The 18,716-nt window shown below is 61.7% G+C and carries 21 protein-coding genes; 10 read left to right on the top strand and 11 right to left on the bottom strand.

Going from position 1 to position 18,716, the window contains the following annotated elements:
- Positions 1–23: 23 nt before the first annotated feature.
- Positions 24–1,454: a coniferyl aldehyde dehydrogenase gene (locus AD666_RS05270; protein WP_053148289.1), complete on the bottom strand. Its 1,431-nt coding sequence runs from the start codon at positions 1,452–1,454 to the stop codon at positions 24–26.
- A gap of 149 nt (positions 1,455–1,603) precedes the next feature.
- On the opposite strand from AD666_RS05270, the gene AD666_RS05265 reads away from it, so the two are divergent.
- The gene (locus AD666_RS05265; protein WP_053148287.1) at positions 1,604–2,275 is read left to right on the top strand and encodes a TetR/AcrR family transcriptional regulator; all 672 of its coding nucleotides are present in this window, start codon (positions 1,604–1,606) and stop codon (positions 2,273–2,275) included.
- 34 nt (positions 2,276–2,309) lie between these two features.
- A complete protein-coding gene (locus tag AD666_RS05260) occupies positions 2,310–3,164 on the top strand; it encodes a sulfurtransferase (protein ID WP_053148286.1) in 855 nt (284 codons plus the stop codon).
- 42 nt (positions 3,165–3,206) lie between these two features.
- Here AD666_RS05260 and AD666_RS05255 read toward each other — a convergent pair whose 3' ends face one another.
- Genes AD666_RS05255 through AD666_RS05240 form a run of 4 tightly spaced genes read right to left on the bottom strand, consistent with a single transcriptional unit; the run spans position 3,207 to position 7,683 of the window.
- On the bottom strand, positions 3,207–4,202 hold the full coding sequence (locus AD666_RS05255; RefSeq protein WP_053148284.1) for a hydrolase: 996 nt from the start codon (positions 4,200–4,202) through the stop codon (positions 3,207–3,209).
- Positions 4,203–4,233: 31 nt separating this feature from the next.
- A complete protein-coding gene (gene rsmD, locus AD666_RS05250) occupies positions 4,234–4,845 on the bottom strand; it encodes a 16S rRNA (guanine(966)-N(2))-methyltransferase RsmD (protein WP_053148282.1) in 612 nt (203 codons plus the stop codon).
- Entirely contained in the window at positions 4,845–6,335 is a 1,491-nt protein-coding gene (locus tag AD666_RS05245; RefSeq protein ID WP_053148280.1) for a pitrilysin family protein, read from the bottom strand. Before AD666_RS05245 ends, rsmD begins: the two co-directional genes overlap by 1 nt.
- The gene (locus AD666_RS05240; RefSeq protein WP_053148278.1) at positions 6,328–7,683 is read right to left on the bottom strand and encodes a pitrilysin family protein; all 1,356 of its coding nucleotides are present in this window, start codon (positions 7,681–7,683) and stop codon (positions 6,328–6,330) included. Before AD666_RS05240 ends, AD666_RS05245 begins: the two co-directional genes overlap by 8 nt.
- 332 nt (positions 7,684–8,015) lie before the next feature.
- Between AD666_RS05240 and ftsY the strand changes: the two genes are divergently transcribed.
- From ftsY to rpoH, 4 genes are all read left to right on the top strand, one after another.
- On the top strand, positions 8,016–9,413 hold the full coding sequence (gene ftsY, locus AD666_RS05230; RefSeq protein WP_053148276.1) for a signal recognition particle-docking protein FtsY: 1,398 nt from the start codon (positions 8,016–8,018) through the stop codon (positions 9,411–9,413).
- Positions 9,410–10,081, top strand: a complete 672-nt coding sequence (ftsE, locus tag AD666_RS05225; protein WP_053148274.1) for a cell division ATP-binding protein FtsE — start codon at positions 9,410–9,412, stop codon at positions 10,079–10,081. Before ftsY ends, ftsE begins: the two co-directional genes overlap by 4 nt.
- Positions 10,078–11,097: a permease-like cell division protein FtsX gene (ftsX, locus tag AD666_RS05220; RefSeq protein ID WP_053148272.1), complete on the top strand. Its 1,020-nt coding sequence runs from the start codon at positions 10,078–10,080 to the stop codon at positions 11,095–11,097. Before ftsE ends, ftsX begins: the two co-directional genes overlap by 4 nt.
- A gap of 112 nt (positions 11,098–11,209) precedes the next feature.
- A complete protein-coding gene (gene rpoH / locus AD666_RS05215; RefSeq protein WP_053148269.1) occupies positions 11,210–12,064 on the top strand; it encodes an RNA polymerase sigma factor RpoH in 855 nt (284 codons plus the stop codon).
- A 208-nt stretch (positions 12,065–12,272) separates the two neighbouring features.
- Here rpoH and mtgA read toward each other — a convergent pair whose 3' ends face one another.
- Complete coding sequence (mtgA, locus tag AD666_RS05210; RefSeq protein WP_053148268.1) at positions 12,273–13,004, bottom strand: monofunctional biosynthetic peptidoglycan transglycosylase; 732 nt, start codon at positions 13,002–13,004, stop codon at positions 12,273–12,275.
- 73 nt (positions 13,005–13,077) lie between these two features.
- Between mtgA and AD666_RS05205 the strand changes: the two genes are divergently transcribed.
- The 4 genes from AD666_RS05205 (at position 13,078) to trmB (ending at position 15,340) form a co-directional block, all read left to right on the top strand.
- Complete coding sequence (locus tag AD666_RS05205) at positions 13,078–13,458, top strand: DUF423 domain-containing protein (protein ID WP_053148266.1); 381 nt, start codon at positions 13,078–13,080, stop codon at positions 13,456–13,458.
- A 97-nt stretch (positions 13,459–13,555) separates the two neighbouring features.
- Entirely contained in the window at positions 13,556–13,756 is a 201-nt protein-coding gene (thiS, locus tag AD666_RS05200) for a sulfur carrier protein ThiS (protein ID WP_053149652.1), read from the top strand.
- Between the two features lie 54 nt (positions 13,757–13,810).
- On the top strand, positions 13,811–14,605 hold the full coding sequence (locus tag AD666_RS05195; RefSeq protein ID WP_053148263.1) for a thiazole synthase: 795 nt from the start codon (positions 13,811–13,813) through the stop codon (positions 14,603–14,605).
- A 9-nt stretch (positions 14,606–14,614) separates the two neighbouring features.
- Positions 14,615–15,340, top strand: coding sequence for a tRNA (guanosine(46)-N7)-methyltransferase TrmB (gene trmB, locus AD666_RS05190; RefSeq protein WP_053148261.1), 726 nt, complete (start codon positions 14,615–14,617; stop codon positions 15,338–15,340).
- Positions 15,341–15,498: 158 nt separating this feature from the next.
- Here the strand turns inward: trmB and AD666_RS05185 are convergent, their stop codons facing one another.
- The 5 genes from AD666_RS05185 to metW are packed head-to-tail and all read right to left on the bottom strand — an operon-like array spanning position 15,499 to position 18,709.
- Positions 15,499–15,822, bottom strand: a complete 324-nt coding sequence (locus tag AD666_RS05185; RefSeq protein WP_053148260.1) for a DUF3392 domain-containing protein — start codon at positions 15,820–15,822, stop codon at positions 15,499–15,501.
- Positions 15,823–15,840: 18 nt separating this feature from the next.
- Complete coding sequence (gene hemW / locus AD666_RS05180; protein WP_053148258.1) at positions 15,841–17,040, bottom strand: radical SAM family heme chaperone HemW; 1,200 nt, start codon at positions 17,038–17,040, stop codon at positions 15,841–15,843.
- Positions 17,037–17,633 (bottom strand): RdgB/HAM1 family non-canonical purine NTP pyrophosphatase, encoded by a 597-nt coding sequence (rdgB, locus tag AD666_RS05175; RefSeq protein WP_053148256.1) that lies wholly within the window; start codon positions 17,631–17,633, stop codon positions 17,037–17,039. Before rdgB ends, hemW begins: the two co-directional genes overlap by 4 nt.
- Positions 17,630–18,064 carry a DUF4426 domain-containing protein gene (locus AD666_RS05170; protein WP_053148254.1) on the bottom strand — a complete coding sequence of 145 codons (435 nt, stop codon included), beginning with the start codon at positions 18,062–18,064 and terminating at the stop codon, positions 17,630–17,632. Before AD666_RS05170 ends, rdgB begins: the two co-directional genes overlap by 4 nt.
- A 24-nt stretch (positions 18,065–18,088) precedes the next feature.
- Positions 18,089–18,709 (bottom strand): methionine biosynthesis protein MetW, encoded by a 621-nt coding sequence (gene metW / locus AD666_RS05165; RefSeq protein WP_053148252.1) that lies wholly within the window; start codon positions 18,707–18,709, stop codon positions 18,089–18,091.
- Positions 18,710–18,716: the final 7 nt, after the last annotated feature.

The raw sequence follows: 18,716 nt of genomic DNA, 5'->3' as shown, positions 1-18,716 counted from the left end.
GTTATTACCTGGCAAGACGCGCTTTAGCGGATGAACAGCTTCTGGATCAATTTCTGAAGCGGTCCGCCGTAAGGCGGGTAAATCAACCTGGCGGCGTTGAAGCGCTGTTTGGTCAGCACGCCCTTGGCCTTGCTGAAGGTCAGGAAACCCTCATGTCCGTGGTAATGCCCCATCCCCGAGGCGCCGATGCCGCCGAATGGCAGGTCATCCTGGGCCACATGCAGCAGTGTGTCGTTCAGACAGACGCCGCCGGAATGGGTCTCGTTGAGTACGCGGTTCTGTTCGGCCTTGTTGTAGCCGAAATAGTAGAGCGCCAACGGACGCGGCCGCTGATTGATGTAGGCAAACGCCTGGTCCAGGTGCTCATAGGGCACGATGGGTAGCAGCGGGCCGAAGATCTCGTCCTGCATGACGGTCATGTCGTCGCTGACATTGAGCAACAGGCTGTGGGCCATGCGCCGCCCCTGGCCCTGGTCGAACAGCTCGATCAGCAAACCGCCCTTGCTGGTGGCATCGCTGATGTAGCCATTGAGCCGTGCAAGCTGTCGTTCGTTGATGATAGCGGTGTAGTCCGGGTTATCAGTCAGGGTCGGATAAAACCCACGAACAGCTTCGCGATACGCCTCGACGAATTCACCTACTCGGTTCTGCGGCACCAATACGTAGTCCGGTGCGACGCAGGTTTGTCCAGCGTTGAGCATCTTGCCGAAGGCAATGCGTTCGGCGGCGTCCTTCAAGGGGACGTCGGTGGATACGATGGCCGGTGATTTGCCGCCCAGTTCGAGGGTCACGGGGGTCAGGTTGTCGGCGGCGGCACGCATCACATGCCGGCCGATGCTGGTGGCGCCGGTGAACAGCAGGTGATCGAACGGCAACCTGGAAAATGCCACGCCGACGTCAGCCTCGCCGAGCACTACGCACACCAGGTCCTGGGGGAACACCCGGGCCAGCAATTGCTTGAGCAGTAACCCGGTCGCCGGCGTCGCCTCGCTGAGCTTGAGCATCACCCGGTTGCCCGCCGACAGCGCTCCGACCAACGGTCCGATAGCCAGAAACAGGGGGTAATTCCAGGGCACGATGATCCCGACCACGCCCAATGGCTGATACACCACTTTGGCCGAGGCGGGCTGGAAGGCCATGCCTACCTTGCGTCGGGAAGGTTTCATCCAACCCTGAAGATGCCGGCTCGCATAACGGATGCCATGCAGGCTTGGCATCAGCTCCGCCAGCAGCGTTTCGTCGGCGCTACGGTGGCTGAAATCCTGACTGATGGCGTCGATCAAGGCCTGTCGTTCGTCGCTCAATATCTGCCGCAGTGCCTTGAACCACTGTCGGCGTTGGGCGGCGGTTGGCAAGGGATGAGCGGCGTAGGCCTGGCGCTGGGCATCGAAGAGCGGCTGCAGCTCATCCAGGTTCTGTTGGGATTCGTGCAGATAAGCGATGTCGGCAGACATTGGCAGGCCCCGGTTATTATTAGAGTGGGTGTTTTTTAGAGCTTATGCTCTAAAAAGTCAAATGACATCCATGACGGCTTTGGGTTTGTCCCGGAGACGATAGATCGTAAGATGCCGTTCAATGCCTTCGTCAAAGTAAAGCCCAAGCCATGGCCACACGAATGAAAACCAGCGAGCGCATCGTGCAAAACAGCCTCGAGCTGTTCAACCAGCAGGGCGAGCGCAGCGTCAGCACCAATCACATTGCCGCCCACATGGACATGTCCCCTGGCAATCTCTATTACCACTTCCCTAACAAGCAGGCGATCATCGCCGTGCTGTTCAGCGAATACGAAAACCTGGTGGACAGTTTCCTGCGACCGCCCCAGGGCCGGGCGGCTACGGTGGAGGACAAGCGTTTCTACCTGCAGGAACTGCTGTCGGCGATGTGGAGCTACCGCTTCCTGCATCGGGACCTTGAACACCTGCTCGACAGCGATCCGGACCTTGCCGCCCGCTATCGTCGGTTTTCCCAGCGCTGCCTGATCCACGGCACTGCTATCTATGAAGGTTTCGTCGCCGCCGGCATCCTGAAGATGGACCGGGTACAGATTGAGTCCCTGACGCTCAACGCCTGGATCATCCTCACCTCGTGGGTGCGGTTTCTGTGTACCACGCGAGAAAACTCCAGCCATTTGAGCGAACAGGCCATCAAGCGCGGGGTGTACCAGGTACTCGTGCTGGAGGCCGGCTTCGTGACCGATGAGGCGCGCGAAGCGGTGGACGCACTGTTCAAGGAATATTATGTCCCCTTGGCCCAGACTCTGGAGGAAGGGCAGTAGGATTCGGACCCGATTCAGTCAAAGGAGCTTCAGCATGCCCATCGCGCAACTCATCAGCCCTCAAGCCCTTGAGCAAAGGAGGACACAGCCCGGTTTGGTGATTCTGGACTGTCGCTTTGCCCTGGAGGATCCGGATTACGGTCAGCGCAGTTACGCCGAGGGGCATATCGCCGGGGCTTCGTTCGCGGACCTCGAACGGGACCTGAGCGGCCCGGTGACCAAGGGCGTGACCGGACGTCATCCGTTGCCGGAGCCTGGCGCCTTGATCGAGCGCCTCCAGGCCTGGGGCATCAATCACGACAGCGATATCGTGCTGTATGACGACGGCCCCGGCGCCTACGCCGCTCGGGCCTGGTGGCTGCTGGTCTGGCTGGGCAAGCGCGATGGTCTCTACATTCTCGACGGTGGGCTCAAGGCCTGGCATGCCGCCGGTTTGCCCCTGAGCCTTGATCCACCCGCCGTTCAGCGCGGGGCCTTCAGCGGTTCACCGGACGCGGCCCTGCTGCTCAGTGCCCGAGAGCTTGAGCAGCGCCTCGGTCGCTCGGACATGACTTTGCTGGACGCCCGGGCGTTGCCGCGATTCAAAGGTGACGTCGAACCAATCGATCCAGTGGCCGGCCACATTCCGGGGGCGCAGTGCGCGGCGTTCACTGACAACCTGGGCGGTGATGGACGCTTCCTGCCGGCGGATCGGCTCAAGGAACGTTTCGCTGAAAAACTCGGCGGGCGTTCACCGACCGAGCTGGTGGCTTATTGCGGCTCCGGTGTGACGGCATGCCATAACCTGTTCGCCTTATGCCTGGCGGGGTACCCGTTAGGGCGGTTATACGCCGGCTCGTGGAGCGAATGGATCAATGATCCGCAGCGTAGTGTGGCGACGGGGGAATAGCAGCTGAGCCCAGGACCAATATGGGAGCGAACCGAGTATCGATCATAGGCCCAGGCTGGCCAACCACTGGGGTATGCGCCGCTCCAGGTAATACCCGGGGTTGCGCAGGGTCCCCTCGACAAACCCCACATGCCCGCCCTGGGCATGCAACTCAAGTCGTGTGGAAGCTGACAATTCGCCGGGCTCAGGCACGCTGTGGGGAAAGACGAAAGGATCGTCGGCGGCCTGGATGACCAGGGTCGGTGTGCGGATCCCATCCATGAAATACCGGCTGGAGGCGCGGCGGTAGTAATCCGACGCGTCGGAAAAGCCATGCAGGGGGGCTGTCACCCGGCCGTCGAAGTCCCAGAACGTGCGCATGTTTTCCAGGGAGCCCAATGCCGACAGCGCTGCCAACCCTTCGTGGCGCCCGTCGTGCTTGAACTGGCGTTGTTTGTTGCGCACATAGGCGACCAGTTCCCGCATGAAGTGCGCCTGATAAAACCTGGAAAAGCCCTGACCGATGCGGTCGGCGCAATGGTCAAGGCGAAACGGCACGGAAACCGCCACCGCTCCCAGCAACTGGCTGTCACTGCCGGTCTCTCCCAGGTGCTTGAGCAGCACATTGCCCCCCAGCGAATAGCCCACCGCAAACAGTGGCGCCAATGGCCGTCGAGCTCGCACATGGACGATAGCGGCGGCGAGGTCTTCGCTGACACCCGAGTGATAGCTGCGAGGCAGCAGGTTCGGCTCGCCAGAGCAGCCACGCCAGTTCAGCGCGACACTGGCCCACCCCAGACGTCCGAGGGCCTGTTGCAGCCCGGCCACGTAAGGCGAGTTGGAAGAGCCGGTCAGCCCGTGAAGCACCAGTACCAGTGGTACCTCGGCCCTGTGGGGGCCATGCCAGTCGAGGTCGAGGAAGTCGCCATCCTCCAGCCACAGGCGTTCACGTTGGCGATCGATAGGGAGGGTCTTGCGCCATAACGGTCCCCACAAGGTTTGCAGGTGCGGGTTGCCCAAGCCCGGAGCCGGGACGAATCGTTCTGATGCGGCAGACATTATTGTTGTTCTCGATGCAGCGACCGTCCGTTCAGCCAACGGCAACGGCCATGCGTTGCCACAACGCGTAATACACCCGCCCGGACTTCTGCTCGCGATGCAAGCGCCAGTTCCCCGGCAAGCCGAGGGTGGATGGAGCGGTCTCGCTTTCAGTGTAGACCCAGGCATCCTCGGCCAGCCAATGGCGTTCTTCGAGCAAGGCGCACACCGTCGGCAGCAGGTTCTGGTTGAACGGCGGGTCGAGGAACACCAGGTCGAATGGCGTAGCCGGTTGGCTTTCCAGATAACGTAATGCGTCGGCCGTCTGTACCTGACCGACGGTGCAGCGCAGGGTGCCCAGGTGCTCTTTCAGGCTAGAGACGGCCAGGCTGCTGGCGTCCAGCGCCTGGCCCATGGCCGCGCCGCGGGACAGCGCTTCGAGGAACAAGGCGCCGCTGCCGGCGAATGGATCCAACACCCGGGCGCCTGGCACATAAGGCGCCAGCCAGTTGAACAGGGTTTCGCGTACCCGGTCCGGTGTCGGACGCAAGCCTGGCGCGTCTGGAAAGCTCAGGCGTCGGCTGCGCCACTCGCCGCCGATGATGCGTAGCTGGTTGATCCCGTTATGGACGGGTTTCTTGCTGGAATTCGATGGGCGGGCCATTAGTGCTCCGGAACCCCGAGCGGTTGCTCGGTGGGTTTGTCTGTGGGGGCTGGCAGCGGTTTTTGCGGCACGGTCGGGCCGGCGGTGACGATGACCATTTTGTCGATGCTCAGATGCCTGTTCAACGCTGCCTTGACCTGCTCGACCGTCAGTACCTGGGACTGGCGCATGAAGTCTTCGAGGTAACTTGGTGGCAGATCATAGAAGCCCATGGCGCCGAGCTGGCCGACGATATCCGCGTTGCTGGCCGTGGACAGCGGGAAACTGCCGGCCAGTTCACGCTTGGCATCGTCGAGTTCTTTCTGGGTGGGGCCGTCCCTGAGGTAATCGGCAAACACGTCCTGGACCAGTTTCAGCGTGCCTTCGCTCATCTCGGCACGGGTCTGCAGATTGATCATGAACGGGCCACGACCCTGCATCGGCGTAAAGCCGGAGTACACACCGTAGGTCAGGCCGCGTTTTTCCCGCACCTCGGTCATCAGCCGCGTGCCGAATCCGCCACCACCGAGGATCTGGTTGCCCAGGGACACGGCGGCATAGTCCGGATCGTCACGGTCGATGCCCAGCTGCGCGAGCATCAGGTTGGTCTGTTTGGACGGGAATTCAATATGGGTGGTGCTCGCCTTCGGTTCCACCGGCGACGGTGTTTTCGCCAGGGCAGGGCCTTTTGGCAAGCTGGCAGACACCTGGCTGGCAATCGCTTCGGCTTCGGCGCGGGACAGGTCCCCCACGAGGGCAATCACAGCGTTGCCGGCGGCATAGGCCCTGGCGTGAAACGCACGGGCCTGGGCCAGCGTGATCGGTGGAATGCTTTCGGCGGTGCCGTCGCTGGAGTGGGCGTACGGGTGATCGCCGTAGAGACGCTTCATCAGTTCCAGGCCCGCCAGTTTGCCGGGGTTTTGCTTCTGATACTCGAAACCGGCCAGCAGCTGGTTCTTGATGCGTTCGAAGGAGTCGGTGGGGAAAGTCGGTTTGCCGACCACTTCGGCGAACAGCTTCAGGGCCGGCTCCCGCTTGTCCTTTGCACTGAGGCTGCGCAGCGACACCAGGGCCATGTCCCGGTGGGCGCCATTGCCGAAGTCCGCGCCCAGGCTTTCGAAGCCTTGTGCAATGGCACTGACATCCTTGCCGGCCACGCCTTCGTTAAGCATGGCGTTGGTCAGCGTCGCCAGGCCAGGCGCATCGCCATCCTGGCTGCTGCCGGCAGCGAACGTCACGCGCAGGTCGAACATCGGCAATTCCCGGGCTTCGACGAACAATACCTTGGCACCGTCGGCGGTTTTCCAGGTCTGTACGTCAAGCTGGCGTCGGCTGGGTGCCTTGCCATCGAGTTCGGACAGGGATTGCAGTTTGTTACCGGACCTGGCCTTGTCCAATGCCTGGCTGGCGTCCGTACTGCTCGATGGTGACAGATAAAAGGCCAGGGCGCCGACCAGGGCGATCGACACCAGGCCGATCAGCAGCAGGCGGGATGGTTTGCGCTCACTCATGAGCTTTCTCCTCGGGCAGGACGTGCGCGACGCTCAGGCGCGAGCGGGTGAAATACAGCTGGGCTGCCTTCTGGATATCTTGCGGGGTCACGCTTTGCAGTTCGGCAAGTTCGGTGTCCATCAGCTTCCAGGACAAACCGACGGTTTCCAGCTGGCCCATGGCGGTGGCCTGGCTGGTAATCGAATCGCGCTCGTACACCAGGCCGGCAATGACCTGGGCACGGACGCGTTCCAGTTCGTCGTCGGTCGGTGGGGTGGTTTTCAGTTGTTCAAGCAAGCGCCACAAGCCTGCTTCGGCCTGGGCGAGGGTCTTGTTCTTCTGGGTATTGGGAGTCGCCGACAAAGAGAACAGCGTGTCGCCCCGGGTGTAGGCGTCGTAGCTCGACGAGCCGCCGGAGACCAGCTCTTCGCCGCGCTCCAACTGGGTCGGGATCCGCCCGCTGTAGCCGCCGTCCAACAGCGCCGAAATCAGCCGCAACGCGTTGACCGAGCGTTTGTCGGTTGCTGTGGCGATGCCGGGTACATTGAACGCCATCATTACGCTGGGCAGTTGGGTCTGCACGTGCAGGGTGATCTGGCGCTCGCCGGGTTCGCCCAGCTCCAGGGGGATTTTCGCCACAGGGACGTCGCGCCGTGCAATCGGGCCGAAATAACGCTGGGCCAGTGACTTGACCTCATCCGGTGTCACGTCGCCGACCACCACCAGGGTCGCGTTGTTCGGGGCGTACCAGGACTCATACCAGTGACGCAGTTCCTCGACCTTCATCCGGTCCAGATCGGCCATCCAGCCGATGGTCGGCGTGTGGTAGCCGCTGGCCGGGTAAGCCATGGCCTTGAAGCGCTCATAAGCCTTGGACATCGGCTTGTCGTCGGTGCGCATGCGACGTTCTTCCTTGATGACCTCGATTTCGCGGCTGAACTCCTCCGGTGGCAGGCGCAGGCTGGCCATCCGATCGGCTTCCAGTTCGAAGGCCACGCCCAGGCGATCGCGGGCCAGCACCTGGTAATACGCGGTGAAGTCATCGCTGGTGAACGCGTTCTCTTCGGCCCCCAGGTCTCGCAGGATCAGCGAGGCTTCGCCTGGTCCGACTTTTTCACTGCCCTTGAACATCATGTGCTCCAGGGCGTGGGACAAACCGGTCTGCCCCGGTGTCTCGTAACTGGAGCCGACCTTGTACCAGACCTGGGACACCACCACCGGCGCCCGGTGATCTTCGCGCACCACGACCTTCAGGCCGTTGTCCAGGGTGAATTCATGAGTGGGTTGTGGATCGGCAGCCAAGGCTGAAAAGGGCAGGCAGACTGCGCTGAGCAGCAGGCCTGCGGCGCGGCGGGCGAGAGCATTCATTCGTGTTTAAACCTGTTGGGTTGCCCGCCATGTCTTAGCGTCGGCGGGCGAGAGGGTGCTAGGATACTGGTCCGTTTTACTGGCGGCCACGCCTATCGGGCCTTTTGTCGGGTAGACGTACCGATAAAGTGTCGGTTTGGCTCGTTGATCGCGGCGTTTTCGCCGACGATGCCTTGCCAGTCCTTCGAAAAATCAAGGTCGAGGTGTTCCAGGAACACTTGGACAAAATGTTGCGCGTGAACAAGCTGGATGAAACGCAGTCTGTTCAGCATCGAATATTGATCACCGAGGCGCCCTTGTGGCGCGTCGCTACCGTGAGATAGCCGTCCTCCATGTTTGGTTCCAACGACGACAAGAAGACCCCAGCTGCGGCTGGCGAGAAAAAAGGCCTGTTCGGATGGCTGCGCAAGAAGCCGCAGGAAACCGTCGTCGAACAACCGCAACCCGAGCCTGCCGCCGAGGCAGTGGTCGAAGACGCCGCGCCCATCGTTCTGCCATTGGCCGAGCCGGTGCTGCAACCGGTCGAGCCTCAGACCGAGCCCGCTGCCGAACCGGTGGCCGAACTGCCGCTGACGCCCCCCGCCGGGCAAACGCCCTGGTTGACCCTGCCGGTGGCGGAGGAGCCGGTAGGGCTGGTGGAAGATGTGCAGGCACCCCATATCACGCCACCGATCCCGGCCCCGGTCGTGGAGCCGGTTGCCGAAGCGCCCGCTGCCTCCCTGCCAGATCCGGAGTCGGTTCCCGCTCTGTCCGAGGCGCCGGTCCCCGACGAGTCGACGCCTGCCCCCGAGCCAGGCAAGGTCGGTTTTTTCGCTCGCCTCAAGCAAGGTCTGTCCAAGACCAGCGCCAGTATCGGCGAAGGCATGGCCAGCCTGTTCCTGGGCAAAAAAGTCATCGATGACGAGTTGCTGGACGACATCGAAACCCGACTGTTGACCGCCGACGTTGGCGTCGAGGCGACGTCGCTGATCATCCAGAACCTGACCCAGAAGGTCGCCCGTAAACAGCTGACCGATGCCGACGCGTTGTACAAGTCCCTGCAAGGCGAGCTGGGCAACCTGCTCAAGCCGGTGGAACGACCATTGGTGATCGCTGCGCAGAACAAGCCGTTCGTGATTCTGGTGGTGGGCGTCAACGGCGCCGGCAAGACCACCACCATTGGCAAACTGGCGAAGAAGCTGCAATTGGAAGGCAAGAAGGTCATGCTCGCTGCCGGCGATACCTTCCGTGCCGCCGCGGTCGAGCAGTTGCAGGTATGGGGCGAGCGCAACAGAATTCCGGTGATCGCCCAGCACACCGGCGCCGACTCCGCTTCGGTGATCTTCGACGCCGTACAGGCCGCCAAGGCCCGTGGCATCGATGTGCTGATCGCCGATACGGCCGGTCGCCTGCACACCAAAGACAACCTGATGGAAGAACTGAAAAAGGTTCGACGGGTCATCGGCAAGCTCGATGCCGACGCGCCCCATGAGGTGCTGCTGGTGCTGGACGCGGGCACTGGCCAGAACGCCATCAACCAGGCCAAGCAATTCAACCAGACCGTCGAACTGACAGGTCTGGCCTTGACCAAGCTCGACGGCACCGCCAAGGGCGGGGTGATCTTCGCCCTGGCCAAGCAATTTGGCCTGCCTATCCGCTACATCGGCGTGGGCGAAGGCATCGACGATTTGCGCACCTTTGAAGCCGAGCCCTTTGTCCAGGCACTGTTTGCCGAGCGGGAGCATTCATGATTCGTTTCGAACAGGTCGGTAAACGCTACCCGAACGGTCACGTCGGCTTGCATGAACTGAGCTTTCGGGTGCGTCGGGGTGAGTTTCTGTTTGTCACCGGCCATTCCGGCGCCGGTAAAAGTACCTTGCTGCGCCTGCTGCTGGCGATGGAACGACCCACCAGTGGCAAGTTGCTGCTGGCCGGTCAGGATCTGAGCACCATCAGCAATGCCCAGATTCCTTTCCTGCGGCGGCAGATCGGCGTGGTATTCCAGAACCACCAATTGCTGTTCGACCGCACCGTGTTCAATAACGTGGCCTTGCCGCTGCAGATCCTGGGGTTGTCCAAGGCCGAGATCAGCAAGCGTGTGGATTCGGCCCTGGAACGCGTGGCCTTGTCGGACAAGGCCGAGCTGTACCCCGGCGACCTGTCCACCGGCCAGCAACAGCGCGTCGGCATCGCCCGCGCCATCGTACACCGCCCGGCCTTGTTGCTGGCGGACGAACCCACCGGTAACCTCGACCCGCGTCTGGCGGCGGAAATCATGGGCGTATTCGAAGACATCAACCGTTTGGGCACCAGTGTGCTGATCGCCAGTCACGACCTGGCCCTGATCGCGCGCATGCGTCATCGCATGCTGACCTTGCAGCGTGGCCGCCTGATCGGTGACGGGGAGGCTGGCGTATGAGCGCAACCCGCAGCCCCAAAGTGGCCGAACGCGTGGCTCCGAAAGCCTCCGAGCCTCAGCCGAAAAAGAAAAAGCACGATGATGACGGTCCGGACTTCGCCACGTTGCTGCATGCCTGGATCGAAAGTCATCGCGCCAGCCTGCTCGACAGCCTTCGCCGCCTGGGCAAGCAGCCGATTGGCAGTTTCTTTACCTGCATGGTCATGGCGGTCGCCCTGAGCCTGCCGATGGGCCTGTCATTATTGCTCAGCAACGTGGAGCGTCTCGGGGGCTCCTGGCAGCGCGCGGCGCAGATTTCCCTTTACCTGCAACTGGAGGCGACGCCGGCCGAGGGCGGGGCGTTGCGCGAGCAGATCAAGGCCATGCCGGGCGTCGCCGATGCCGAATATATTGGCCGCGAACAGGCACTGGAGGAGTTCCAGCAGCAATCCGGCCTGGGCGAAGCGCTCAGGGAACTGCCGGAGAACCCGCTGCCGGGTGTGGTCCTGGTGACGCCGAAGGAGGTCGATAAGCCGACCCTTGAAGCATTAAGACAAAGACTTTCCGAACTTCCGAAGGTACAACAAGCGCAACTTGATCTAGTCTGGGTCGAGCGTCTTGCGGCAATCCTCAAGCTCGGCGACCGGTTTGTCTTCGGTCTGACGGTGCTTCTGGTTTCTGCATTACTTTTGGTGATAGGCAATACCATTCGTCTTCATATTGAAAACCGCCGCACCGAGATAGAAGTGATTAAACTCGTCGGCGGCACGGACAGTTATGTGCGCAGGCCCTTCCTCTATATGGGCGCGCTGTATGGCTTCGGTGCCGGGATCCTGTCCTGGGGCGTATTGGCGTTCGGTCTGGACTGGCTGAACGATGCGGTGGTGGGACTGGCCGGTTTGTACGGCAGTGATTTCGCGTTGGCCGGAGTGCCGGTCGCCGACGGTCTGTCGCTCTTGCTTGGCGCGGTGCTGTTGGGTTATATCGGTGCATGGATTGCGGTCGCACGCCACTTGCGTGAGCTTGCGCCAAAATAGTGTTTTTTGCGCGTATTGACCTTTCGGTTTTTGTGGGAACTAGTTTTAGAGTTCCCGGTCAATTTTCGCAGTGCTGAACTGCACGAGTTATGTGAGTCGGAGGTTTTTTCGTATGACCACTTCTTTGCAACCTGCGTATGCTCTGGTCCCGGGTGCGAACCTGGAGGCCTATGTGCATACGGTGAACAGCATCCCTTTGCTGACACCCGAGCAGGAGCGTGAACTGGCCGAGAGTCTCTACTATGAGCAGGATCTTGAGGCGGCTCGGCAAATGGTGCTCGCCCACCTGCGTTTTGTCGTACATATTGCCCGCAGCTATTCCGGCTACGGGCTGGCCCAGGCCGACCTGATCCAGGAAGGCAACGTTGGCCTGATGAAGGCGGTCAAGCGTTTCAATCCGGAAATGGGCGTGCGGCTGGTGTCGTTCGCGGTTCACTGGATCAAGGCGGAAATCCACGAGTTCATCCTGCGCAACTGGCGCATCGTGAAAGTCGCGACCACCAAGGCCCAGCGCAAGCTGTTCTTCAACCTGCGCAGCCAGAAGAAGCGCCTGGCCTGGCTGAACAACGACGAAGTCAATCGCGTGGCCGAAAGCCTGGGTGTCGAGCCTCGGGAAGTGCGCGAGATGGAAAGCCGGTTGACCGGCCAGGACATGGCCTTCGACCCGGCTGCCGAAGCGGACGACGACAGTGCCTTCCAATCGCCGGCCAACTACCTGGAAGACCACCGGTACGACCCGGCGCGTCAACTGGAAGACGCCGACTGGAGCGATAACTCCAACACCAACCTGCACGAAGCCCTGGAAGTGCTGGACGAGCGTAGCCGCGATATTCTCTACCAGCGCTGGCTGGCCGAGGAAAAAGCCACGCTGCACGACTTGGCGCAGAAGTACAACGTGTCGGCCGAGCGGATTCGCCAGCTTGAGAAAAGCGCGATGAACAAGCTCAAGGTGTCGATTGCGGCCTGACTTGCAGTAATGACAAAAAAACGCCCCGATCAGTGATGATCGGGGCGTTTTTGTTCGTGCCCGACATTTGAATCCACCGCCGACCCTGTGGGAGCGAGCCTGCTCGCGATAGCGATAGGTCAGTGGCATCAATGTGTCAGATACACCGCTATCGCGAGCAGGCTCGCTCCCACAAGGAATCTTCCATAAAGACTCTATGGCGTTGTGGCTACTGGGCCCAAGGTGCCCGGCGTGCATGGTTCAGCCCCAGCAGATAGCTGTCTCCACCCAACTGGCTCATCTGTTGGCGGATCCAGCTCGCCCGCCGCAACACATAAGGGCTAGGTCGACTGGCGCTCCATTTACGGGGATTGGGCAAGACCGCCGCCAGCAGGCTCGCCTGTTGGCGGGACAGCGCATCGGCGCCGACGCGGAAATGATGTCGCGCTGCGGCTTCGGCGCCGAACACGCCGCTATCCCACTCGACACTGTTGAGGTACACCTCGAGGATCCGCTGCTTGGGCCAGAATACCTCGATCAGAGCGGTGAACCACGCTTCCAGCCCCTTGCGCAGCCAGCTGCGACCCGACCACAGGAACAGGTTCTTGGACACTTGCTGGCTGAGGGTGCTGGCACCGCGAATCGAACCGCCGCGCCCGTTGTGGGCAAATGCGGCCTGAATCGCGCTGATGTCGAAACCCCAGTGTTCAGGGAATTTCTGGTCCTCGCCGGCAATGACCGCGACCTTGAGGCTGTCGGAAATCTGATCCCAGGGTTGCCAGGTGCGCTGCAGGTCAATCGGTTCCCCGCCAAACCAGGATTCGACCTTGCGTTCGATCATCAGCGCGGTGAACGGTGGCGGCACCACGCGAAACAAAAGCACCAGCACAACGCTGCCGATGGCGAACCAGAGCGAGGCTTTAACGAATCGTCGAAACAGTGAACGCAGTGAACGCAGCATAGGGATGGCTTGGCCGAACCGGTCGAGCGGGCCATTATACAGACCCTGCCCACCGAGTCTGACTGGAGTTCTCATGCTGCGTAACTTTCTGATGCTGGCCGCTTTCTTCGGCTTCACAGGCGTGGCGCTGGGGGCATTTGCCGCCCATGGCCTGAAAAATCGCCTCAGCGCCGAGTACCTGGCGATTTTCCACACCGGGGTCACTTATCAACTGGTGCATACGCTGGCACTGCTGGGCGTTGCGCTGCTGGCAACGCATATTCCGGGTCGGATCGTGACCTGGGCCGGGTTGTCATTCGTGATCGGCATCGTCCTGTTCTCCGGCAGCTTGTACCTGCTCACCCTGACGGGTATCAGCAAGCTCGGCATCATCACCCCGTTCGGTGGCGTGGCGTTCCTGATCGGCTGGCTCTGCCTGGGACTCGCGGCCTGGCGCCTCCAACTTGCCGCTTGAATCCTGCCGCTTGCAGGGCTCCCTGACCAAGGGACTTGGGTCGCCCTGACGGATCGGGCTAGAATGCCAGCCCCTAAAAATGATGGCGGCATGCGGCATGCGCATTCAGTTGAACGGCGAACCCTTTGAACTGCCCGACGGTGAAACCGTTGCGGCCCTGCTGACCCGTCTGGATCTTGCCGGACGTCGCGTCGCGGTGGAGCTCAATCTGGATATCGTCCCGCGCAGCCAGCATGCCGACACCACGCTGAACGACGGTGACAGCGTCGAAGTGGTCCACGCCATCGGCGGCGGCTGATCACGGCGGCTTCACAGCATTTCGCAAGAACCTCACCCCTACAGAGGATTTCCCATGAGCATCGTTCGTAGCGACAAGCCCTTCGTTCTGGCCGGTCGTACCTACCAGTCGCGCTTGCTGGTAGGCACCGGCAAGTACCGCGACATGGAAGAAACCCGCCTGGCCATCGAGGCCTCGGGCGCCGAAATCGTCACCGTCGCCGTACGCCGGACCAACATCGGCCAGAACCCGGGCGAACCGAACCTGCTGGATATCCTGCCGCCGGATCGCTACACCATCCTGCCCAACACCGCCGGCTGCTTCGATGCCGTCGAAGCCGTGCGTACCTGCCGCCTGGCCCGTGAGCTGCTCGATGGCCACAACCTGGTGAAGCTGGAAGTGCTGGCGGACCAGAAAACACTGTTCCCCAATGTGATCGAAACCCTCAAGGCCGCCGAAACCCTGGTCAAGGAAGGTTTCGACGTGATGGTGTACACCAGCGATGACCCGATCATTGCGCGTCAACTGGCGGAAATCGGCTGCATCGCGGTCATGCCGCTGGCTGGCCTGATCGGCACGGGGCTGGGCATCTGCAACCCTTACAACCTGCAGATCATCCTCGAAGAAGCCAGGATTCCAGTGTTGGTAGATGCCGGTGTCGGCACCGCCTCCGACGCCACCATCGCCATGGAGCTGGGTTGCGAAGCCGTGTTGATGAACTCCGCCATCGCCCACGCCCAGCAACCGGTGCTGATGGCCGAAGCCATGAAACACGCCATTGTGGCCGGCCGCCTGGCTTATCTGGCCGGCCGCATGCCGAAAAAACTTTACGCCAGCGCCTCCTCGCCGCTGGATGGTCTGATCAAGTAAGAGTTATTGATGACTGAATCGAACGACACGCCGGTCCTGCCGGAAGAAGGCGAAGAGCGCCAGCACCGCCGTATCAAGAGTTTCGTGATGCGCGCCGGGCGCATGACCGAAGGCCAGCAGCGTGGCCTGGAGCAGGGCGCACCGCTGTTCGTCCTGCCGCTGGCCGATGGGCCGGTGGATTTCGACCAGGTGTTCGGCCGCTCGGCCCCGCGCTCGCTGGAAATCGGCTTTGGCATGGGTCATTCGCTGCTGGAAATGGCCGCTGCCTCGCCTGACCAGGATTTCATCGGCGTGGAAGTGCACCGGCCCGGTGTCGGCGCGCTGCTGAACGGCGTGCTCACCCAGGGGCTGACCAACCTGCGGGTCTACGATTGCGACGCCATCGAAGTGCTCAACCGTTGTGTGGCCGATAACAGCCTCGACCGGCTGATGCTGTTCTTTCCAGACCCTTGGCACAAGAGCCGTCACCACAAGCGCCGTATCGTCCAGGCGTCATTCGCCGAGCTGGTACGCAGCAAGTTGAAGGTCGGCGGTGTGTTGCACATGGCCACCGACTGGGAACCCTATGCCGAGTACATGCTGGAAGTCATGAACGTCGCGCCGGGTTACCGCAACCTGGCCGAAGACGGCAAATACATCCCGCGTCCGGCCGAGCGGCCGATCACCAAGTTCGAACGCCGGGGCGAAAAGCTCGGGCATGGGGTTTGGGATTTGAAGTTCGAGAAGTTGGCGTAAGCCATACGCTGTACCCAATGTGGGAGCGGGCTGTGGGAGTAAGGCTTGCCCGCGATAGCCGCGCCTCGGTATCAAGCTGGATCCGAGTCGCCTGAATCGCGAGCAAGCTTTGCTCCCACAGGCTCGCTCCCACAATTGTTTTTGCGGTGTGGCTGGGTTCAGCGCCGATCCGCCACCACCCCGATCAACACCAGCACCACCAACAATACCGGCGCCAGGCTGTAGTTGTTGAACTGGCTCAAGCCCCGAACCACCCACGGCGTGGCGTAGATCAGTGCCGCGCCGCTGCCGATCATGCACAGCAGGGCGATCAAGGGGACGCGCAAGGCTCCGGCGATGCTACCCAGGCGTTGCTCGATCCAACCCTTGATGTCGGCGCCAAACAACACCAGCAGGCAGCCTACCAATGCGAGGGAGATTTCCGACAGGTTGCTGCGGCTCCAGCGGGACACGGTGGCGAGCAGGTCGAGTACCAGATCCATTCGATTTCCTTGTGTTGATCAGCTCAGAAATTTCTGCAGCAAGTCGTTGAGAAACAGCTGTCCGCGCTCGGTCGCCGCCAGACGTGACGGTTCGACCTGCAACAACCCGCTTTGTTCGGCCTCGCGCCGGCCTTTGGCCAGGCTTTCCAGGGGTAACCCGGTACGCTGCGGATACAGCCGCGCCTCTACGCCTTCGGTCAGCCGCAGGGCATTCATCAGGAACTCGAAGGGCAGCTCTTCGTTGTTCAGGACTTTTTCGCCAGCCAGAAAGCGCTTGGCCGGGTTGAGGTAGTCTTTGGGCAAGCGAGTCTTCCAGGTGCGCACGATGCGCCCGTCCGGATGGCTGAGCTTGCCGTGGGCGCCGGCACCGATGCCGATGAAATCGCCAAAGCTCCAGTAGTTGAGGTTGTGCCGCGCCGCCCGGCCGGGCTGGGCATAGGCGGAGACTTCGTACTGTGCGTAACCCTGTTCGGCCAGCAGTGCCTGCCCCGCCTCCTGGATGTCCCACAGGGTGTCGTCTTCCGGCAGCGTTGGTGGCTGGTTCCAGAACACCGTGTTCGGCTCCAACGTCAGCTGGTACCAGGACAGGTGAGTCGGCTTCAAGGCGATGGCCTGGCGCAGGTCGCTCAGGGCGTCGTCGAGGGATTGGTCGGGCAGGCCGTGCATCAGGTCCAGGTTGAAGTTATCGAACCCGGCCTGGCGGGCCATGCCGGCGGCCCGCACGGCTTCGTCACCGTTGTGGATCCGGCCCAGGGCTTCGAGCTTGGCCTGCTGGAAACTCTGGATGCCAATGGACAGGCGATTGATGCCCAAGGCCCGGTACGCGACGAACTTCTCCTGCTCGAAGGTGCCGGGGTTGGCTTCCAGGGTAATCTCGATGTCCGGGGCGAAGGGTATTCGCGTCGCCACGCCTTCGAGCAGCCGACCCAGGGCCTGGGCGCTGAAGAGGCTTGGAGTGCCGCCGCCAAAGAAGATCGAGCTCAGTTGTCGACCGTGTACTGCGTGCAGGTCCTGATCGAGGTCGGCCAGCAGGGCGTCGATGTATGCCTCTTCCGGCAGCTGTGCGCTGGCGGCGTGGGAGTTGAAATCGCAATACGGGCATTTACGCACGCACCACGGGATATGGACGTACAGCGCCAAGGGTGGCAACACCGGCAGCGGCGCCCTGGGCGCTTGTGCACCGCCGTGTATCAGCGGTGCGGGGGAATCATTGGTCATTGCAGACCCAGGCGTTGACGCAGCAGGGCCATGGCGCGGGCGCGGTGGCTAAGCTGGTTTTTTTCAACCGGGCCCAGCTCGGCGCTGGAACAGTTGCGCTCCGGCACCCAGAACAGCGGGTCGTAGCCAAAGCCGTGTTCGCCGCTGGCCTCGGTGAGGATGCGCCCATGCCACAAGCCTTCGCAGAGGATCGGCAGCGGGTCGTCGGCATGGCGTACCAGGGCCAGCACGCAAACGAACTGCGCGCCGCGCTCGGCTTCAGGCACGTCCTTGAGGGCTTCGAGTAGCTTGGCGTTGTTCGCCGCATCACCCTTGCCGTCGGCATAGCGCGCCGAATAGATGCCCGGCGCGCCGCCGAGGAAATCCACCGCCAGCCCGGAGTCGTCGGCCAATGCCGGCAGGCCGGAAATACGCGCCGCGTTGCGGGCCTTGAGGATGGCGTTCTCGACGAAGGACAAACCGGTTTCTTCAGGCTCCACCTGGCTGAATTCGCCGATCGAGCGCAGCTGCACCGACCCGCCGAGCATGGCCTGGAGTTCCTTGAGTTTGCCGGCGTTGTGGCTGGCCAGTACGAGTTGGCTGAGGTTCATCATTGGCCGGGGAACAGTTCCTGGTTGAAATTGAGGGTGTTGACTTTGTCGCCGGTTTTCACAGCGACTTCAAAGGTACGAACTTCCTGTTGTTGTACAGGATACTGAGCGACGTAATAGAGCGCGTTCGGCTCGTCCACCTTTTTGAAGGTCAGCGGGATGCTGTTGCCGATAAGGTCCTTGATTGAGCCACTGACCTCGGCCTCCAGGGATTTGCCAGCCCGGAGCGCGGAAATAATGATTACGCCTTCCTTGCTGTCTCGGCTCAGTCCGGCTGCCTTGGCAGTTTCCGGCTTCAGAAAGGTGGAGTTGTAGGTGTTGTAATGCACAGTGATGTCACCAAACACCTCCATGCGTTCGGGCTTGATGACCTCGGCGGCCATGGCCATGACACTCAGACAGGCGGTAATGAGAAACAACGCTAGACGTTTCATGTCGTGCTCCTGATCAGGCGGGGGTTACACCGCGACCTGGTGGTCGGTGAGGCCTGGGCTGCTGACCCGATAAATGCCTATCTCACCTAATAGATTAGGCCATAGTTTACTGGCCCACCCATGGCGGTGCTGCTGGTCCACCGCCAGGCGGTCGATGACCTTGGCCTGGCGCTCGCGGCACAGTTCCTCGAAATCCTCGAAGGTACAGAAATGGATATTCGGCGTGTTGTACCAGGTGTAGGGCAGGAATTCCGACACTGGCATGCGGCCCTTGCTCGCCAGGTACCAGCGGCAGCGCCAGTGCCCGAAGTTGGGGAAGGTGATGATGCACTGGCGCCCGACCCGCAGCATTTCGTCGAGGATCCTGTCCGGGTAGTGCACCGCTTGCAGCGCCTGGGTCATGACCACGATGTCGAAGCTGTTGCTGGCGAAATTGCCCAGGCCCTTGTCCAGGTCCTGCTCGATGACATTGATCCCCTTGGCCACGCATTCGGCGATATTGTCCGGGTCGTTTTCCAGGCCATAGCCTGTGACTTGCTTGTTGTCCCGCAGCCAGGTCAGCAGTTCGCCGTTGCCGCAACCCAGGTCGAGCACACGGCTGCCGGCGGGGATCCATTCCTGGATGATTTCCAGATCGGCTCTCATGGCGTCC

It is taken from the genome of Pseudomonas sp. Pf153, assembly GCF_001269775.1.
Taxonomy (GTDB): Bacteria; Pseudomonadota; Gammaproteobacteria; order Pseudomonadales; family Pseudomonadaceae; genus Aquipseudomonas; species Aquipseudomonas uvaldensis.
The sequence above is the reverse complement of the archived record's forward strand: the minus strand, read 5'-3'. Positions and strand labels throughout refer to the sequence as shown.